We start from the raw sequence: 19,182 nt of genomic DNA, 5'->3' as shown, positions 1-19,182 counted from the left end.
TCAGGATGGCCGTATGTTGCAAAGGGAATACCCCCACGCTTCACTCGCTGCGCTCGCTCTCTGCCCCCCGCGGGGAGGCTGCCCGCCGTTGGGGGCGGCCCGGCGGGAGGGCGGGCATTTTTGCCACCAAATTTGCCATCAAGCAGGCCCTATTTTTGTTCCATTTGCCGCCCAGGCGTCCTTGCGCTAGATTACAGGGTTTTGCTGCGCCGCAAACGTGTGCTGGCGCGGCTTTTGAGCCCGTTTCCCCTTCGCGCCCTCGCGCCCTGGATTTTTGCCCCTTCGCCCCCTAAGGATTCCCATCATGAGGAAGTTCTCTCGCATTGAGCGTTTGCCCCCGTACGTTTTCAACATTACCGGCGAGCTCAAGATGGCAGCCCGTCGGCGCGGCGAGGACATCATCGACATGTCGATGGGCAATCCGGACGGCGCCACTCCCAAGCACATCGTCGACAAGATGGTCGAGGCCACCATCCGCCCGACCACCCACGGCTACTCGGTGTCCAAGGGCATCCCGCGCCTGCGCAAGGCCATCTGCGACTGGTACCAGCGCCGCTATGCGGTCGAGTTCGACCCCGATTCCGAAGCCATCGTCACCATCGGCTCCAAGGAAGGCCTGGCGCACCTGATGCTGGCCACCCTGGACCGCGGCGACACGGTGCTGGTGCCCAACCCCAGCTACCCGATCCACATCTACGGCGCGGTCATCGCCGGCGCCAACATCCGCTCCGTGCGCATGACGCCGGGCGTGGACTTCTTCGAGGAACTCGAGCGCGCCGTGCGCGAATCGATTCCCAAGCCCAAGATGATGGTGCTGGGCTTCCCCAGCAACCCGACCGCCCAGTGCGTCGACCTGTCGTTCTTCGAGCGCGTGGTGGCCCTGGCCAAGGAACACGACATCCTGGTGGTGCACGACCTGGCCTATGCCGACATCACCTTCGACGGCTACGTCGCCCCCTCGATCATGCAGGTGCCCGGCGCGCGCGATGTCGCGGTCGAGTTCTTCACCATGAGCAAGAGCTACAACATGGCGGGCTGGCGCATCGGCTACATGGTCGGCAACCGCGAGCTGGTCGGCGCGCTGGCGCGCATCAAGAGCTATCACGACTACGGCACGTTCACGCCGATCCAGGTGGCTTCGATCGCCGCCCTGGACGGCCCGCAGGACTGCGTGAACGAGATCGTGGCGCAGTACCAAAGCCGCCGCGACGTGCTCGCGCGCGGTCTGCACGAAGCAGGTTGGAATGTGGAAATTCCCAAGGCGTCCATGTACATCTGGGCGCAGATCCCCGAACCCTACCGGGCGATGGGCTCTTTGGAGTTTGCCAAGCGCGTCCTGTCGGATGCGAAAGTGGCCGTGTCCCCCGGGATCGGCTTCGGCGAGTATGGCGACGAATACGTGCGCTTCGCTCTTATCGAAAACGAGCAGCGCACCCGCCAGGCGGTGCGCGGCATCAAGGATATGTTCCGCAAGGACGGCTATAGGTAAGGTCCCCCCCGAAGCGCTGCGCGCTTCCCCCCGGGGGGGGGCATGCTGGCGGACCGGCGGAGCCGGATCCGCGGCATCCCGCTCGGGGAGGGCGCCCGTGGACTGTATGCAGCCGTTATTGCGTGAGTGTTTGGAGAACTGAAATGAATTCCCCTCAACGCCCGCCCGCCGAGGGCGCCGCGATGAATCCCATGAAAGTGGGCCTGCTCGGCCTGGGCGTGGTTGGCGGCGGCACCTGGACGGTGCTGTCGCGCAATGCGGAAGAGATCGCGCGCCGCGCCGGTCGCCGCATTGAAGTGACCCGCGCCGCCGTGCGCGACGTGCCCAAGGCGCGCGCCCGCGTCGGCGACACGCTGCCCGTGGACACTGACGTGCACGCGCTGGTGCGCGATCCCGAGATCGACATCGTGGTCGAGCTGATCGGCGGCGATACCCTGGCGCGCGAGCTGGTGCTGGAAGCCATCGCCAACGGCAAGCACGTGGTCACCGCCAACAAGGCGCTGCTGGCCAAGCACGGCAACGAGATCTTCGCCGCGGCTTCCGAGCGCGGCGTGATGGTGGCGTTCGAAGCCGCCGTCGCCGGCGGCATCCCCATCATCAAGGCCATCCGCGAAGGCCTGACCGCCAATCGCATCCAGTGGGTCGCCGGCATTATCAACGGCACCACCAATTTCATCCTGTCGGAAATGCGCTCGCGCGGCCTGCCGTTCGCCGACGTGCTGGCCGAAGCCCAGCGCCTGGGCTACGCCGAGGCCGATCCGACCTTCGACGTGGAAGGCGTCGACGCCGCGCACAAGCTGACGCTGCTGGCCTCGCTGGCCTTCGGCGTGCCGGTGCAGTTCGACCGCGCCTACATCGAAGGCATCTCGCAACTGGCCGCCGAGGACATCGAGCACGCCGAGCGCCTGGGCTACCGCATCAAGCTGCTGGGCATCACCAAGCGCCGCGCCGACGGTATCGAGCTGCGCGTGCATCCCGCGCTGGTGCCGGCCGAGCGTCTGCTGGCCAACGTCGAAGGCGCCATGAACGCGGTGCTGGTCAAGGGCGACGCCGTCGGCCCGACGCTGTACTACGGCCAGGGCGCCGGCGAAGAGCCGACCGCTTCGGCGGTGGTGGCCGACCTGGTCGACGTGACCCGCCTGCATACCGCCGATCCGGGCAATCGCGTGCCGCATCTGGCGTTCCAGCCGGACGCCATGGCCGACACGCCGATCCTGCCGATCGAGCAGGTCAGCACCTCCTACTACCTGCGCCTACGCGTGGACGACCAGCCGGGCGTGCTGGCCGACATCGCGCGCCTCCTGGCTGACCGGTCGATCTCGATCGGCTCGATGATCCAGCAGCCCTCGCACATCGGCGGCGCGGACATCATCTTCCTGACGCACGAAGCGGTGGAAGGCAATGTCAACCAGGCCATCGAGCGCATCGAGGCCTTGCCGTTCGTGCGGTCCAAGGTCACGCGCCTGCGCGTGGAGCATTTGGCATGAGGAAGGCCCACCCCCGAAGCGCCTGCGGCGCTTCCCCCTCAAGGGGGCGCCGGCGGCGGCCCGGCGGAGCCGGCTCCGCGCGGCCTGGCCTGGCGGGACGCAGTGCATTGTGGAGTCAATGACATGAACTACATTTCTACGCGGGGGGGCATGGCGCCCCAGCCGTTTTCCGACATCCTGCTCGAAGGGCTGGCGCCGGACGGCGGCCTGGCCGTGCCGGAGCAACTGCCGCAGATTTCCGCCGAGACGCTGGAATCGTGGCGCGGCCTGCCGTACGCCGACCTGGCGTTCGAAGTGCTGTCGCGCTTTGCCACCGATATTCCGGCCGAGGACCTGCGCCGCCTGACCCGCGCCGCCTACACCTCGCAGATCTTCAACAGCGAAGACATCGTCCCGCTGCGCCCGCTGAACGACGGCCTGTCGCTGCTGGGGCTGTCCGAAGGCCCGACGCTGGCCTTCAAGGACATGGCCATGCAGTTCCTGGGCCAGGTGTTCGAGTACGTGCTGACCCGGCGCGGCACCACGCTCAACATCGTTGGCGCCACCTCGGGCGACACCGGTTCGGCGGCCGAATACGCGCTGCGCGGCAAGCGCGGCGTGGCCGTGTTCATGCTGTCGCCGCACGGCCGCATGAGCGCGTTCCAGCGCGCCCAGATGTACTCGCTGCAGGACGAGAACATCCACAACATCGCCGTGCGCGGTGTGTTCGACGAAGCGCAGGACATCGTCAAGGCGCTGGCCGGCGACCTGGCTTTCAAGGCCAAGTACCGCCTGGGCGCGGTCAACTCGATTAACTGGGCGCGCATCGCCGCCCAGGTGGTGTACTACTTCCACGGCTGGCTGCGCGCCACCGACAAGCCGGGCCAGCAGGTCTCGTTCACGGTGCCCTCGGGCAACTTCGGCAATATCCTGTCGGGCCACATCGCCCGCGGCATGGGCCTGCCGGTGCGTCGCCTGGTGCTGGCCACCAACGAGAACAACGTGCTGGAAGAGTTCTTCCGCACCGGCATCTATCGCCCGCGCCCGGCCGAGCAGACCTACGCCACCTCCAGCCCGTCGATGGACATTTCGCGCGCCTCGAACTTCGAGCGCTTCGTGTTCGACCTGGTCGGCCGCGATGCCGACCGCGTCAAGGCGCTGTGGGCCGACATGGCGCGCGACGGTTTCTTCGACCTGTCGGCGCTCAAGCCGCGGTTCGAGGCGCAGTACGGCTTCGTCTCGGGCGCCAGCTCGCACGAAGACCGCCTGGCCACGATCCGCTCGCTCTACGACCAGACCGGCGTGCTGGTCGATCCGCATACCGCCGACGGCGTCAAGGTCGCGCGCGAGCACGTCGAGCCCGGCGTGCCGATGCTGGTGCTGGAAACCGCCTTGCCGGCCAAGTTCTCGGAAACCATCGAGGCCGCCCTGGGCCGTCCGGCCACGCCGCCGGGCAACCTGGCAAACCTGGAATCCTTGCCGCAGCGCGTCGAAGTCATGGACTGCGACGCCGCCGCCGTGCGCCGCTATATCGAGGCGCACGCCAAGGTGTAAAGGCAGCTTGCGGTTGTATGGGGTTGCAACCCCTCGCGGTGTGAACCGCGAGGGGTTTTTTACTTTCATACGCATTTTGGCCACATGCCGTCACTTTTTTTGGGCGCGCATCCGATACAGTGAATTCACCATTCACACTCGGAGAACACGCCCATGAACCTGAAGACCATGACGTTGGCCCTGGTGGTGACCGGAGTAGGGGTGCTGGCCGGATGCTCGTCGCCCTCGGTTATTCAGCAACGGGACGGGACCTCGACCGTGACGCCCGACGAGCCGACCTATGACAAGAAATCCGGCATGTACGAGTACGACAAGGACGGCAAGAAGGTCCAGATCAACAAGGACGATGTGAAGTCCATCGAAGAGGTCAAGTAAGCCCTTCGCCGGATCCCGACGAAAAAAAAGCCCCGGCTCAGGCCGGGGCTTTTTGTTGGGCGAACGCCGGGCTTACTTGCCCGCGTCCTCGGCGTGGTAGCGGCCCACGCGCTCGACTTCGTTCTTCGAGCCCAGGATCACGCTGACGCGCTGGTGCAGCTTGTCCGGCTGGATGTCGAGGATGCGCTGCGTGCCGTTGATCGCCGCGCCGCCGGCCTGTTCGATGAGGAAGCTCATCGGGTTGGCTTCGTACATCAGGCGCAGCTTGCCGGCCTTGCCCGGCTCGCGCGCATCCCAGGGGTACATGAAGATGCCGCCGCGGGTCAGGATGCGATGCACGTCGGCCACCATCGAGGCGATCCAGCGCATGTTGTAGTCCTTGCCCAGGGGGCCGGTGGAACCGGCCAGGCAGTCGTCGATGTAGCGCTTGACCGGGGCGGCCCAGTGGCGCATGTTCGACATGTTGATGGCGAATTCCTTGGTGTCTTCGGGCACGCGGATGTTTTCGTGGGTCAGCACCCACGAGCCCATTTCGCGGTCCAGCGTGAAACCGACCACGCCGTTGCCGATGGTCAGCACCAGCATGGTCTGCGGGCCGTAGACGGCATAGCCGGCCACCACCTGCTTGTTGCCCGGCTGCAGGAAGTCGGCCTCACAGACCGGCGCGCCCGACACGTTGTGCGGGGCGTGCAGCACCGAGAAGATGGTGCCGATCGACACGTTCACGTCGATGTTCGAGGAGCCGTCCAGCGGATCGAACAGCAGCAGGTATTCGCCCTTGGGGTAACGGTTCGGAATCAGGTGGATGGTCTCCATCTCTTCCGAGGCCATGGCCGCCAGGTGGCCGCCCCATTCGTTGGCTTCGAGCAGGATCTCGTTGGACAGCACGTCCAGCTTCTTCTGCACTTCGCCCTGCACGTTCTCGCTTTCGAGGCTGCCCAGGACGCCGCCGAGCGCGCCCTTGCTGACCGCGTGGCTGATCGCCTTGCAGGCGCGCGCCACCACTTCGATGAGCAGCCGCACTTCGGGGGCCAGGGCCTGCGCGGAGCGTTGCTGCTCCACCAGGTATTGGGTAAGTGTTTTACGTTTCAAGAGGTTCTCCCTATGCTGCGAATTCTAAAGCCTTGGATACGATTTCCTGCACGTTGCGCGACAGCCCCTCGTGGCCGCGCACTCGCTGCAGGGCTTCCTGCATGGGACCGCGCAGGGCCGGCACGTAGCGCGACCAGTTGTCCAGCGCGCGCGCCAGGCGTGCGGCGATTTCCGGATTGAGCGCGTCCAGCGCCAGCACCTGGTCGGCCCAGAAGGCATAGCCGGACCCGTCCGGGTGGTGCATGCCGCGGGCGTTGTTCAGGCAGAACTGGAAAATCAGCGCGCGCGCCCGGTTCGGGTTGCGCAGCGTGAACGCCGGGTGCTTCATCAGTTCGCGCGCGGTCTGCACCGTGGTGTAGCGCGCCGCGGCCTGCAACGCGAACCACTTGTCCACCACCAGCGCGTTGTCGCGCCACTTGTCGTAGAACGCCGCCAGCGCCTGCTGCGGGAAATCGCCCTGGCCGTAGTTGATCAGGGCCGACAACGCGGCCATGCTGTCGGTCATGTTGCCGGCGTGCTCGTATTGCTGTTCGGCCAGGCGCTGCGCCTCGTGCTCGCCGGCCGCCATCAGGTGGCTGAGCGCCAGGTTCTTCATCGCGCGCTTGCCGGCCGGCACCGGCGCGGGGCTGTATGCGCCCGGTGTCTGGTTGTCATCGAAGGCCTGGCGGAATTCGGCCGAGAGTTGGCGGCCCAGCTCGGCGCGCAGGAAATCGCGCGCCACCGCCAGCGCCGGAGGATCGACGGCCTGCATGCGTTCGGCCAGGGTCTTTTCCGAGGGCAGCGCCAGGGCGCGGGCGCGGTACGCGGCATCCAGCGCCGGGTCGGTCAACAGCGCGCGCCACGCGGCGATGAAGGCCGGGTCGGCGTGCAGCGTGCGGCCGGCCTGGCGCGCCTCGGCCAGCGCCAGGATCTGGCGGGTGGCCAGTTCCTGGCCGGCTTCCCAGCGTGCGAAGGGGTTGTCGTCGTGGGCCGACAGCAGCGCCAACTCCTCGTCGGTCCAGTCGTAATCGACGATCACCGGCGCGGAAAAATCGCGCAGCAGCGACGGCACCGGCATTTCGTCGATGTCGTCGAAATGCCATTGCTGGCTCTGCGTGGTCAGTTCCAGCAGTGCGGTGTCCTTGACCATCCCGTCATGGCGCAACGGCAGGGCGCGGCCGTTGCGGTCCAGCAGGCCGATGGCGAAGGGGATATGGTAGGGCGCCTTGACGAAGCCGGCAGGGGCCTTTTTCTCGACGCCGACCGGCTGGCATTCCTGCGACAACGTCACGGTGCAGCGGCGGGCGGCGGCGTCGTGCGTCAGCCTGACCGTCACGCGCGGCGTGCCCGCCTGGCGGTACCAGTTGCGAAACACCGACAGATCGCGGCCCGGGTGCTGGCGCGTGTAGACGGATTCCATGGCGGCGACGAAGTCGTCGCAGGTCACGGCCTGGCCGTCGTGGCGGCGGAAATATTCGTCCATGCCGGCGCGGAAACCGGCCTCGCCCAACAGCGTGTGCTGCATGCGGATGACCTCGGCGCCTTTCTCGTACACCGTGGCGGTATAGAAGTTGCCGATTTCCTGGTAGCTGTCGGGACGGATCGGGTGGGCCATCGGGCCCGCGTCCTCGGGGAACTGCGCCGCGCGCAGCGTCACCACGTCGTCGATGCGCTTGACCGCGCGGGCGCTCGCGGCAGCGGCCTCGTCCATGTCCTGCGCCATCATGTCGGCGCTGAATTCCTGGTCGCGGAATACGGTCAGGCCTTCCTTCAGGCTCAATTGGAACCAGTCGCGGCAAGTGACCCGGTTGCCGGTCCAGTTGTGGAAGTACTCGTGGCCGATGACGGATTCGATGCCTTCGTAGTTGGCGTCCGTGGCGGTATCCGCGTCGGCCAGTACGTAGGCGGCATTGAAAATGTTCAGGCCCTTGTTCTCCATCGCGCCCATATTGAAATCATGGACGGCAACGACCATGAAGCGGTCCAGGTCCAGTTCCAGGCCGAAGCGGGTTTCGTCCCAGCGCAGCGCGCGCACCAGGGAATCCAGCGCCCATTCGGTCTTGGTCTCTGCGCCCGGGTCGCTGTAGACCTGCAGCAGCACGTCGCGGCCGCTGGCGGTCTTGACCGTGGTTTCGCGGTGAGTCAGGTTGCCGCCCACCAGGGCGAACAGGTAGCAGGGCTTGGGGAACGGATCCTCCCATTCGACCTCGTTGCGGCCGTCGGGAAGTTGCCGCGAGGCGACCAGGTTGCCGTTGGACAGCAGCACCGGGTAGGCCGGCGCGGCACGCAAGGTCACGCGGTAGCGCGACATGACGTCCGGACGGTCGGCGAACCAGGTGATGCGGCGAAAGCCTTCGGCTTCGCATTGGGTGAAGAAATTGCCGCCCGAGACGTACAGGCCCATCAGCGTGGAGTTGGCCGAGGGCTTGCAGCGGCTGACGATCTCCACGCTGGCCTCGGCGGGCAGGCCGTACAGCGCCAGGCTGTGCTCGGACAGGTGGAAACGGTCGGCCGGCAGCGCCTGGCCATCCACCCCTACCGAGACGAGCTCCAGCTCTTCGCCGTCCAGCACCAGCGCGGCGTCGGCGCTGGCGTCCGCCTTGCGCCGGACCTGCATGACGCAGCGGACCTCGGTGCTGTCGGGCGCGAGGTCGAAGGCCAGGGAAACCTGCGGGATGTCGTAGGGGTAGGGCTGGTAATCCTTGCGGTATACGGTAACGGGCGTGTCTGTGCGCATGGGATTGCAGTCCTGTATGAACGAGAGTCCTATTGTAGTGTGAGGCCTGACAGACACAGGCGCCGGACGCACCCGCCCGGCGTAAACTTTTGGGGGCCCGCGCGGTCAAAGCTCAGTATGATGGGCGCCGTCGCGCAATGAGGAGTTGCAAATGTCTCGTTCTTCCCCGTTCAATACCGGCCGTTGGGCGGCCGTCCTGGCTGTATTGGGGGCGCTGGTGCTGAGCGGATGTGCCACCCCCACCGTGTCGGCGCGCGTCACCTCCTTCCAGCAGTGGCCGACAGGCGTCGAAGGCCAGACTTACCAATTCGTGCCGGCCGAGCCATCGCAGGCCAATAATCTCGAATACCAGTCATACCAGGACATGGTGCGCGCCGGCATCGGCGCCACCGGGCTGGTGGAAGCCCAGCCGGGCGCCAAGGCCCGTTTCGATGTCTCGTTCCGTTATGGCACGAGCCAGACGCAGGTGATGGTGCGGCGTCCGTACGATCCGTATTTCAATGGCGGTTATGGCTATGGCGGTTTCTACGGTCCGCGGCCGTGGGGCGGCTACTACGGCTATTGGGGCCCGGATTGGGTCGACGTGCCCATGGTGGTCCAGCGCAACACGCTCACGCTGCAGATCCACGACAGTCAGCGGGGCGGAGCCGAGGTCTACCGTTCCAGCGCCTTCATACTCAGCGAACGGGACAATTTCGTGCGGATGATGCCGTATCTGGTACGGGCAATATTTGACGGATTCCCGGGAAATAATGGCGCCGAGCGCGAAATCCAGTTCCCGGTCCAGTAGTTTTTGCCACGCCAAAAGACAGTCATAAAATAAAAAATGCGCACCAATTTGGTGCGCATTTATTTTTTCTTACTGAATAATAGGTTTTATTCTTTGATGAGGAAACTGTCGCGCGTGGCGCCGGATGCTTCTTCGGCGGCGAGCCAGCGGGGGGCCTTGCCACGACCGCTCCAGGTCTCCCCGGTTTGGGGATGACGGTACTTGGGCGCAACGGCGCGTTTGGCGGCGTTGGCCGGGCGGACAGCGGCGCCAGCCTTGCGGCGGCCGCTGGGGGTGGCACGGACGGGCTTGCCGGCGCCAAAGGCGGCGGCGATTTCTTCGGGGGTGATGTCGTACTCGCGCATCGACGTGATGATCGAGGCGATGACCGGCTTGCGGCGCTTGGTTTGGAGGACTTCAGCCTTCTTTTGGAGCTTGTTGATTTCCTTTTCGATCTTTGCTTGCAGAGCTGCGTAGGTTTCTCGGGCCATGGTTATTCCTGATTATGGAACTGCTTTAATCGCCGGCGGAGTTATGTTTATTTGTTGTGCTTCGCATAATACAGAATTTGACGTCCCTTTGCCGCTGTTTTGGTCTAATTACTTTGTATCAAAACGGCCGGAAAGTCTTTAGGCTAGCGGGTTTGCGCCATGAACAAGTATTGGGAATGATATTCCCAAATTTGGGACTAAATGAAACAACCGCCCGTTTGGTTCACAGGGCGGACGAATGCAACATTGCGTGTTGGGAAATGCGCGTTTTTGTTTCACGAAGCGAGCGGATGGGCAGAGGATGCCCACTTTTCAGTGTGTAGTAAGCCTGTAATTTTCGTATGCCGGGTCGATGCCGGCGGCAAATACACGAGTTTCCACAAGTGGTAGGACGACTGGACGCGATCCCTATGACACGGGGATTTCCAGGGGTATGCGGATTTTCATTCCCAGCCATCGGGAATGATATGCGCGGCCGTTTGCGGGGAGGACTTTTTTACGCCATTTTCATTTTGCTGTTGCGTTGTATGACAAGTTCGATAGGGCGTCCGGCCGGTGAGCAAAGGGGCTGGCGCCCGGGCAGAGGTTATTTTTTCGGAACGCCCCTCGCGGGTATGGGAGCGGTTCCAATTGGTTAACTTGATAGACAATAAACGGCGGCCGCGACGCCACCCCCTTGTCGGCGGTACGATATAGCCTTGAGCGTCCTGGCTGCCGCGTTCGTCGCACCGGCGCCCCCGAACAGAGTCCTATGAAAATCATCGATCCCGCTATTGCATCCCTGGCTACCGCCAAATCGCTCCTGCTCGACCCGTGGGGGTTGACCGAGGCCGATATGGCGCGCGCCCTTGGCGAAATCTTCACCCACAAGGTCGACTATGCCGACCTGTATTTCCAGTACACCCGCAGCGAGGGCTGGAGCCTGGAAGAGGGCATCGTCAAGACCGGCAGCTTCTCCATCAGCCAGGGCGTTGGCGTGCGCGCCGTCAGCGGCGAGAAAACCGCGTTCGCCTATTCCGATTCGCTCTCGGCCGATGCCTTGTTGTCCTCGGCGCACGCGGTGCGCGGCATTGCCCGCCGCGGCGCCGGCAAGGTCAAGGTGGCGGCGCAGGTCGAAGCCGAAATGGGCCGCAGCCTGTATGCCGACATCGATCCGGTGGCGACCCTGAGCGCCCCCGAAAAGGTGGCGCTGCTCGAACGCGTCGAACGCATGGCGCGGGCCCGCGATCCGCACGTGATCCAGGTCATGGCCGGCCTGGGCGCCGAGTATGACGTGGTGCTGGTGGCGGGCAGCGATGGCCGCCTGGCCGCTGACGTGCGGCCGCTGGTGCGCCTGTCGCTGACCGTCATCGCCGAACGCAATGGCCGCCGCGAAATGGGCCATGCCGGCGGCGGTGGCCGCCTGGGGCTGGCATATTTCACGGACGAAATGCTGCAGGGCTACGTTGAGCGCGCCGTGCACGAAGCGCTGGTCAACCTGGAGGCGCGTCCGGCGCCCGCGGGTGAAATGACGGTGGTGCTGGGTTCGGGCTGGCCCGGCATTCTGCTGCACGAAGCCGTCGGCCACGGCCTGGAAGGCGATTTCAACCGCAAGGGTTCCAGCGTGTTCTCCGGGCGTATCGGTGAACGCGTCGCCTCCAAGGGTGTCACGGTGGTCGACGACGGCACCATTCCGGATCGCCGCGGTTCGCTCAACATCGACGACGAGGGCAACGCCACCCAGCGCAACGTGCTGATCGAGGATGGGATCCTGCGCGGCTACATGCAGGACACGCTGAACGCGCGGCTGATGAAGACCGCGGCCACCGGCAACGGCCGCCGCGAATCGTTCGCGCACCTGCCCATGCCGCGCATGACCAATACCTACATGCTGGCCGGCGACAAGGCGCCCGAGGAGATCATCTCGTCCGTCAAGCGCGGGCTGTATGCGGCCAATTTCGGCGGCGGCCAGGTCGACATCACCAACGGCAAGTTTGTGTTCTCGGCCTCCGAGGCATACATGATCGAAGACGGCAAGATCACCTATCCGGTCAAGGGCGCCACCCTGATCGGCAACGGTCCCGACGCCATGACCCGCGTCAGCATGATCGGCGACGACCTGAAGCTGGATTCGGGCGTGGGCACGTGCGGCAAGGACGGCCAGAGCGTGCCGGTGGGCGTGGGCATGCCTACGGTCCGCATGGAAGGCCTGACCGTCGGCGGGACGGCCTGACCGGTCGCCAGGCAGCCTGCGGGGCCGCCACGCCGCGCCGCAAACTGGCGTGACGGCCCGAAAAAAGTGTGCTAGAGTCTTTTCCCATGAAATTCGCTTCCCCCGCCTTTTACTTTTATTTTTTTGGTTTTCTGAAGCCGCTGGCGGAGGAAGGGAAGCGCTCAATCTGAAGTTTGGAAAGAATCCCCCCAAAAAAGCCGCCAGCGAACTGGCGGCTTTTTTTGTGCCGTCAGTTTGAGGAACCCCCCGGGATGCAATCCCGGTGGCGGGAAACCCAGGAGCAGTACCGTGTCACACAATACCGACGACCTTCGCATCCGAGAAATCAAAGAGCTCAATCCGCCCGCGCACGTCATGCGTGAGTTCGCCTGCACCAAGGAAGCTTCCGACACCGTGTTCGCCGCCCGGCAGTCGATGCACCGCATCCTGCATGGCATGGACGACCGCATGATCGTCGTGATCGGCCCGTGTTCGATCCACGACACCCGCGCCGCGATCGAATACGCCAAGCGCCTGAAGCCGGTGCGCGACCGCCTCAGCGCGGATCTGGAAATCGTGATGCGCGTGTATTTCGAGAAGCCTCGCACCACTGTCGGTTGGAAGGGGCTGATCAACGATCCGGACCTGGACGGCAGCTTCGACATCAACAAGGGCGTGCGCGTGGCGCGCGAGCTGCTGCTGGACATCAACAGCCTGGGATTGCCGGCGGGGTGCGAATTCCTGGACATGATTACGCCGCAGTACATTGCGGACCTGGTCTCCTGGGGGGCGATCGGCGCGCGCACGACGGAGAGCCAGGTGCATCGTGAACTGGCATCCGGCCTGTCGTGTCCGGTGGGTTTCAAGAACGGCACGGACGGCAACGTGAAGATCGCCGTGGACGCGATCAAGGCGGCGTCCCAGCCGCACCATTTCCTGTCGGTGACCAAGGGCGGGCATTCGGCCATCGTTTCGACCGCGGGCAATGAAGACTGTCACGTCATCCTGCGCGGCGGCAAGACGCCCAACTACGACGCCGCCAGCGTCGAGGCGGCCTGCCAGGACATGTCCAAGGCGGGCCTGGCCCAACGCGTCATGATCGACGCCAGCCACGCCAACAGCAGCAAGAAGCCCGAGAACCAGCCGCTGGTCATCGAGGACGTGGCGCGCCAGATGGAAGCGGGCGATGCGCGGCTGGTCGGCGTGATGGTCGAAAGCCATCTGCTGGGAGGCCGTCAGGACATGGTGCCGGGCGAACCGCTGGTCTACGGCCAGAGCATCACGGACGGCTGCATCGACTGGGACGCGTCGGTCGCCGTGCTCGATCGCCTGGCCCAGGCCGTGCGCGAGCGCCGCCGGGTCGCGCTGACCTCCGGCAAGTAAGTCCTGATTGCTGCAAGCCGCCCCGTCCGGGCGGTTTGCAGCGCAGCAAGGCGGGCGGCGTAGAATATCCGGATTCCCCCATCCGAGAACCCGCTGATCATGAACGCTCCCTTGCACGCCGAATCGTTGCGCCGCGCGGTGCCAGCCGCTTGTCTCGAGGCCCTGCGCGCCCGTTTTGGCGACCGTTTCTCCGAATCCGCCGCGGTGCGCGAGCACCATGGCCGCGACGAGTCGCCGTATCCCGCGATGCTGCCCGACGCGGTGGTCTTCGCCCAGAGCACCGAGGAAGTCGCCGAGGTCGCCAAGCTGTGCAACCAACACCGCGTGCCGCTGATCCCCTACGGCGCGGGTTCGTCGCTGGAAGGCCACATCCTGGCGATCCAGGGCGGTATCAGCCTGGATCTGTCGCAGATGAACAAGGTGCTGGCCGTCAACGCCGAAGACCTGACCGCCACCGTGCAGGCCGGCGTGCTGCGCAAGCAACTCAATGAAGAGATCCGCAGCACCGGCCTGTTCTTTCCGATCGATCCGGGTGCCGACGCCAGCCTGGGCGGCATGGCCGCCACGCGCGCCTCCGGCACCAACGCCGTGCGCTACGGCACCATGCGCGAAAACGTCATGTCGCTGACCGTGGTCACCGCCGATGGCCGCATCGTGCGCACCGCCGGCCGCGCCCGCAAGTCCTCGGCCGGCTACGACCTGACCCGCATCTTCGTCGGCAGCGAAGGCACGCTCGGCATCATCACCGAAGTCACCGTGCGCCTGTATCCGCAACCCGAGGCCGTGTCGGCCGCGGTCTGCAACTTCCCCACGCTCGATGCCGCGGTGCAGAGCGTGATCGAGATCATCCAGATGGGCGTGCCGGTGGCGCGCGTCGAGTTCATGGACGCGGCCAGCGTGCGCGCCGTCAACCTCCACAGCAAGCTGACGCTGCGCGAGACGCCGCTGCTGGTGTTCGAATTCCACGGCAGTCCGGCGGGCGTGCAGGAGCAGGCCGAGACCGTGCAGGCCATCACCGCCGAGCATGGCGGCATGGATTTCGAATGGGCCGAGCGCCCCGAGGACCGCAGCCGCCTGTGGACCGCGCGCCACAACGCCTACTTCGCCGGCCTGCAACTGCGCCCCGGCTGCCGCGCCAGCACCACCGACGTCTGCGTGCCGATCTCGCGCCTGGCTGACTGCGTGCGCGACACCGTCGAGGAACTGGACCGCGCCAGCTTCCCGTACACCATCGTCGGCCACGTCGGCGACGGCAACTTCCACGTGCTGATGCTGCTGGACGCCGACAGCGAGCGCGAATGGCAGGAGTCCGAGGCCATCAACCACAACCTGGTGCGGCGCGCCATCGCCGCGGATGGCACCTGCACCGGCGAGCATGGCATCGGCCTGCACAAGATGCAGTTCATGGCCGAAGAGCATGGCGATGACGCGCTGGATCTGATGCGCAGCCTCAAGCATGCGTTCGATCCGAACAACATCCTCAACCCGGGCAAGATCGTTTCCTGGTGAGTCGTCCGGAGGGACGCGGATCAAGGCCGGCGGGGATGACCCGCCGGTTTTTTTTCGGCCAGCGGGAACGGGCAGCCCGCGCGGCCGACGGGCGTTCTCAATGAGTGGGAATGGTGCGGGGGCGCGACGCGCTTGTCCACGCGATGCGCAGGGGCTTTACGGCTGGTTACTTCTGCGGGGCCGCGCGGCCGTTGGCTGTACGCAGGATGCGGGTAAATCCCGGCCTGCGTCCAGCCAGCGGTCGCGCTATTGTTGCGCTCATGAATTCACTGGTCGAAACCGGCCTGGCACAAGCGCAGGCGCCTTATTCGTTGCAGCAACTCGTCGAGGCGTTGTCGGCCGCGCTGCCGTCGCATTGCGTGCTGTTTCGTGAAGAGGACACGCGCCCCTACGAGTGCGACGGCCTGTCGCTCTACCGCGCATTGCCCGCAGTGGTGGCCTTGCCCGAGACCGAGGAACAGGTGCAGGCGGTGATGCGCATCTGCAAGCGCCTGAATGCGCCGCTGGTGGCGCGCGGCGCCGGCACCGGTCTGTCGGGCGGCGCGATGCCGCACAGCCAGGGCGTGCTGCTGGGCCTGTCCAAGTTCAATCGCATCAAGCACATCGACCTGGCCAGCGCGACCGCGGTGGTCGAACCCGGGGTGCGCAACCTTGCCATTTCGGAAGCCGCGGCGCCCTACGGGCTTTATTACGCGCCCGATCCGTCGAGCCAGATCGCCTGTTCGATCGGCGGCAACGTCGCCGAGAATTCGGGCGGGGTGCATTGCCTGAAATACGGCCTCACAGTGCACAACGTGCTGCGGGTGCGCATGGTCACGATCGACGGCGACGTGGTCGAGCTGGGCTCGGAGGCGCCGGACGCGCCGGGGCTGGACCTGCTGTCGGTGTTCATCGGCTCGGAAGGCATGCTGGGCGTGGTGACCGAGGTGACGGTCAAGCTGATTCCCAAGCCGGCCTGCGCCCAGGTGGTGATGGCCAGTTTCGCCAGCGTCGAGGCCGCGGGCAACGCGGTGACGCGGGTGATCGCCGATGGCATCATTCCCGCCGGGCTGGAGATGATGGACCGGCGCGCGACGCATATGGTCGAACCCTTCGTGCGCGCCGGCTACGACATGGATGCGCAGGCCATCCTGCTGTGCGAATCCGACGGCACGCCAGAGGAAGTGGCGCACGAGATCGCGCGCATGGAAGCCATCTTCCGCGCGGCCGGCTCGACCCGCTGCCAGGTGTCGGCCTCGGAGGCCGAGCGGCTCAAATTCTGGGCGGGGCGCAAGAACGCGTTTCCCGCCGCCGGGCGCGTGTCGCCCGATTACTACTGCATGGACGGCACGATTCCGCGCCGTCATCTCGCCCGGGTGCTGGGCGCCATCGAGCAAATGGAAGACGAGTTCGGCCTGCGCTGCGCCAACGTGTTCCATGCGGGCGATGGCAACCTGCATCCGTTGATCCTGTTCGATTCGAATAAACCGGACGAAGTGGAACGCGCCGAGAAGTTCGGCGCGGCCATACTCGAACTGTGCGTGCAGGTGGGAGGAACCGTGACTGGAGAGCACGGTGTGGGAATGGAGAAAATAAATCAAATGTGCGTGCAATTCTCTCGCGAAGAACTCGACGCGTTCCTGGCGGTCAAGCGGGCATTCGATCCGCCGTGCCTGCTCAACCCCGAAAAGGTCATCCCTACGCTGGCCCGCTGCGCCGAGTACGGCAAGATGCACGTACACGCGGGCGAGCTGCGCTTTCCGGATCTCGCACGCTTCTAGGACGTCCCTCCCATGGATTTCGTCCTGTCGGAATTGTGCGACCAGGTCATGACGGCTCGCGCCGGTCACAAGCCGCTGTTCGTCATGGGCGGCGGCAGCAAGGCGTTCTACGGCAACTACCGGCCAGTGACGCCGCAGGATGGCCATTGCCTGCTCGACATGACCCCGTATCGCGGCATCGTCAGCTATCACCCGTCGGAACTGGTGGTGACGGTCAGGGCCGGCACGCCGCTGGCGGAGCTGGAGGCGGCGCTGGCCGAACACGGCCAGATGCTGGCCTTCGAGCCGCCGCATTTCTCGCCCGCCGCCACCGTTGGCGGCTGTGTGGCCGCGGGCCTGTCGGGACCGCGCCGCATGAGCGCCGGCGCCTTGCGCGACTTCGTGCTTGGCGCGCAGTTGCTGGATTCGGACGGCCGTGTGCTGTCGTTCGGCGGCGAGGTCATGAAGAACGTGGCGGGCTACGACGTGTCGCGGCTGCTGGCCGGTTCGCATGGCATCTTCGGCGCGATCCTCGAAGTGTCACTCAAGGTCGTGCCTCGGCCGATGGAGGAACTGACGCTGGCGTTGCCGGCGACGCAGGCCCAGGCGCTGGCCAGCTTCGCCCTGTGGCGCGGCAAACCCTTGCCGATTTCGGCGACCAGTTGGGTCGGCGGCGCTGACGAGGAAGGCCAGATGCATGTGCGCCTGTCGGGCGCGCCGCCGGCCATCGCCGGCGCGCGGCAGGTGATCGGCGGCGATCACCTGCCGCCGGAGGCGGCGCAGGCCTGGTGGACCGGCTTGCGCGAACAGACCCATCCGTTCTTCGCGCCGGGACAGCCCTTGTGGCGGCTGGCTTTGCCGCCGACGGCGGCAGCGATCGGCAGCGGGCAGGCCCTGCTGGAGTGGGGCGGCGGCCAGCGCTGGCTGTCGGGGGCGCGGGACGCCACCGAGCTGCGCGAACTGGCGCAACGGCTGGGCGGCCATGCAACGCTGTTCCGTCCGGCCGGCACGCGGCCGCCGGCCGACGGCGTGTTCCATCCGCTGTCGCCGGGCGTGGCGTTGATCACGCGCCGCCTCAAGCAAGAACTCGATCCGGCGGGGTTGTTCAATCCCGGCCGGCTGGTCCTGGAGCTATAGGCATCATGCAAACCAATCTGGCAGCCTGGGCCCGCGATACCGATCTGGGCAAAGAGGCCGATGCGATCCTGCGGCGCTGCGTGCATTGCGGCTTCTGCACGGCCACCTGTCCGACCTACCAGGTGCTGGGCGACGAGCTCGACAGCCCGCGCGGCCGCATCTACCTGATCAAACAGGTGCTGGAAGGCGCCGAACCGACGCAATCGACCCAACAGCATCTGGACCGCTGCCTGACCTGCCGCAATTGCGAAACCACCTGCCCGTCGGGCGTGGAATATGGGCATCTGGTGGACATCGGCCGCCAGATCGTCGAGGAGCGGGTGCCGCGGCCGTGGGCCGAGAAGGCCAAGCGCAAGATGCTGCGCCGGGCCATGCTGTCGCCGCTGTTCGGGCCGGCCATGCGCCTGGGGCAGGCGGTGCGCGGCGTCCTGCCGGAATCGCTCAAGCGCAAGGTGCCCGAGCGGCGTCCGGCCGGCGCGTTGCCGCAGGTGGAGGGCCACACGCGCCAGGTGCTGATGCTGGCCGGTTGCGTGCAGCCGTCGATGATGCCGTCGATCGACGCCGCCACCATCCGCGTGCTCAACGCCATCGGCATCGGCGCGCGCATCGCGCCCGACGCGGGCTGCTGCGGCGCGGCCAGTTTCCACCTGGACGCGCAGGCGGCCGCGCTGGACCAGATGCGCGCCAACGTCGACGCGTGGTGGCCGCTGGTGCGCGATGGCGCGGTCGAGGCCATCGTCATGAATGCGTCGGGCTGCGGCGCCATGGTCAAGGAATACGCCCATCACCTGCGTCACGATCCGGCCTACGCGCAGCGCGCCGCGGACATCGTGGCGCTGGTGAAGGATGTGGCGGAAATCGTCGCGCCGCAGGCCGATGAGCTACGCCAGCGACTGTCGGAAAAGCGGGTGCGGGCGGCGTTCCATCCGCCCTGCACGCTGCAGCACTGGCAGGGCCTGCGGCCTTTGTCGGAGCGGTTGCTGGCCGATCTTGGCTTCGAGCTGCAGCCGTTCGCTGAACAGCACCTGTGCTGCGGCTCGGCCGGGGCCTATTCGGTGCTCAATCCGGAGATCGCGCTGGCGCTGCGCGACCGCAAGCTGGGCGCCATCGCGCCGGCCGCGCCGGATGTGATCCTGTCGGCCAACATCGGTTGCATCGGCCATTTGCAGAGCGGCACCGGCACGCCGGTGCGGCACTGGATCGAAGTGGTGGACGAGCAACTGGCCCGCGCCTAGGCCGGCCGCCGCGTCGCGGGAATCCTCTGGAGCGCG

Annotated in this window: 14 protein-coding genes; 11 read left to right on the top strand and 3 right to left on the bottom strand. The window is 65.9% G+C overall.

Features of this window, described 5'->3' with window-relative positions:
• The first annotated feature begins 304 nt into the window (after positions 1-304).
• The 4 genes from alaC to HV783_RS05170 all read left to right on the top strand — a co-directional run bounded on the left by alaC (position 305) and on the right by HV783_RS05170 (position 4,884).
• Positions 305-1,489 carry an alanine transaminase gene (gene alaC / locus HV783_RS05185; protein WP_054417625.1) on the top strand — a complete coding sequence of 395 codons (1,185 nt, stop codon included), beginning with the start codon at positions 305-307 and terminating at the stop codon, positions 1,487-1,489.
• A gap of 182 nt (positions 1,490-1,671) precedes the next feature.
• Positions 1,672-2,976 carry a homoserine dehydrogenase gene (locus HV783_RS05180; RefSeq protein ID WP_049072494.1) on the top strand — a complete coding sequence of 435 codons (1,305 nt, stop codon included), beginning with the start codon at positions 1,672-1,674 and terminating at the stop codon, positions 2,974-2,976.
• A 123-nt stretch (positions 2,977-3,099) separates the two neighbouring features.
• Complete coding sequence (thrC, locus tag HV783_RS05175; protein WP_064524183.1) at positions 3,100-4,509, top strand: threonine synthase; 1,410 nt, start codon at positions 3,100-3,102, stop codon at positions 4,507-4,509.
• A 153-nt stretch (positions 4,510-4,662) separates the two neighbouring features.
• A complete protein-coding gene (locus HV783_RS05170; RefSeq protein ID WP_006388435.1) occupies positions 4,663-4,884 on the top strand; it encodes a YgdI/YgdR family lipoprotein in 222 nt (73 codons plus the stop codon).
• A gap of 72 nt (positions 4,885-4,956) precedes the next feature.
• Here HV783_RS05170 and HV783_RS05165 read toward each other — a convergent pair whose 3' ends face one another.
• Both HV783_RS05165 and pepN read right to left on the bottom strand, forming a co-directional pair.
• Entirely contained in the window at positions 4,957-5,976 is a 1,020-nt protein-coding gene (locus tag HV783_RS05165) for a class 1 fructose-bisphosphatase (protein WP_054417627.1), read from the bottom strand.
• Positions 5,977-5,986: 10 nt separating this feature from the next.
• Positions 5,987-8,692 carry an aminopeptidase N gene (gene pepN, locus HV783_RS05160; RefSeq protein WP_175188787.1) on the bottom strand — a complete coding sequence of 902 codons (2,706 nt, stop codon included), beginning with the start codon at positions 8,690-8,692 and terminating at the stop codon, positions 5,987-5,989.
• 151 nt (positions 8,693-8,843) lie between these two features.
• On the opposite strand from pepN, the gene HV783_RS05155 reads away from it, so the two are divergent.
• Positions 8,844-9,482 (top strand): DUF4136 domain-containing protein, encoded by a 639-nt coding sequence (locus tag HV783_RS05155; protein ID WP_054501347.1) that lies wholly within the window; start codon positions 8,844-8,846, stop codon positions 9,480-9,482.
• A gap of 86 nt (positions 9,483-9,568) precedes the next feature.
• On the opposite strand, the gene HV783_RS05150 is transcribed toward HV783_RS05155, so the two are convergent.
• Positions 9,569-9,952 (bottom strand): H-NS histone family protein, encoded by a 384-nt coding sequence (locus HV783_RS05150; RefSeq protein ID WP_054473936.1) that lies wholly within the window; start codon positions 9,950-9,952, stop codon positions 9,569-9,571.
• Positions 9,953-10,703: 751 nt separating this feature from the next.
• Between HV783_RS05150 and tldD the strand changes: the two genes are divergently transcribed.
• The 6 genes from tldD (at position 10,704) to glcF (ending at position 19,146) form a co-directional block, all read left to right on the top strand.
• Positions 10,704-12,164, top strand: coding sequence for a metalloprotease TldD (tldD, locus tag HV783_RS05145; RefSeq protein ID WP_054501346.1), 1,461 nt, complete (start codon positions 10,704-10,706; stop codon positions 12,162-12,164).
• A gap of 288 nt (positions 12,165-12,452) precedes the next feature.
• Positions 12,453-13,526, top strand: a complete 1,074-nt coding sequence (aroG, locus tag HV783_RS05140) for a 3-deoxy-7-phosphoheptulonate synthase AroG (protein WP_054501345.1) — start codon at positions 12,453-12,455, stop codon at positions 13,524-13,526.
• A gap of 99 nt (positions 13,527-13,625) precedes the next feature.
• Positions 13,626-15,035 carry an FAD-binding oxidoreductase gene (locus HV783_RS05135; RefSeq protein ID WP_116791078.1) on the top strand — a complete coding sequence of 470 codons (1,410 nt, stop codon included), beginning with the start codon at positions 13,626-13,628 and terminating at the stop codon, positions 15,033-15,035.
• Between the two features lie 260 nt (positions 15,036-15,295).
• Positions 15,296-16,795 (top strand): FAD-linked oxidase C-terminal domain-containing protein, encoded by a 1,500-nt coding sequence (locus HV783_RS05130; protein WP_054501343.1) that lies wholly within the window; start codon positions 15,296-15,298, stop codon positions 16,793-16,795.
• 12 nt (positions 16,796-16,807) lie between these two features.
• On the top strand, positions 16,808-17,911 hold the full coding sequence (gene glcE, locus HV783_RS05125) for a glycolate oxidase subunit GlcE (RefSeq protein ID WP_175188786.1): 1,104 nt from the start codon (positions 16,808-16,810) through the stop codon (positions 17,909-17,911).
• A gap of 5 nt (positions 17,912-17,916) precedes the next feature.
• Positions 17,917-19,146, top strand: coding sequence for a glycolate oxidase subunit GlcF (gene glcF, locus HV783_RS05120; protein WP_175188785.1), 1,230 nt, complete (start codon positions 17,917-17,919; stop codon positions 19,144-19,146).
• The last annotated feature ends 36 nt before the right edge of the window (positions 19,147-19,182 follow it).

Source organism: Achromobacter dolens (genome assembly GCF_902859745.1).
Lineage (GTDB): Bacteria > Pseudomonadota > Gammaproteobacteria > Burkholderiales > Burkholderiaceae_B > Achromobacter > Achromobacter dolens.
Note: the sequence above shows the minus strand (reverse complement) of the source record. Positions and strands in the feature narration are given on the sequence as shown.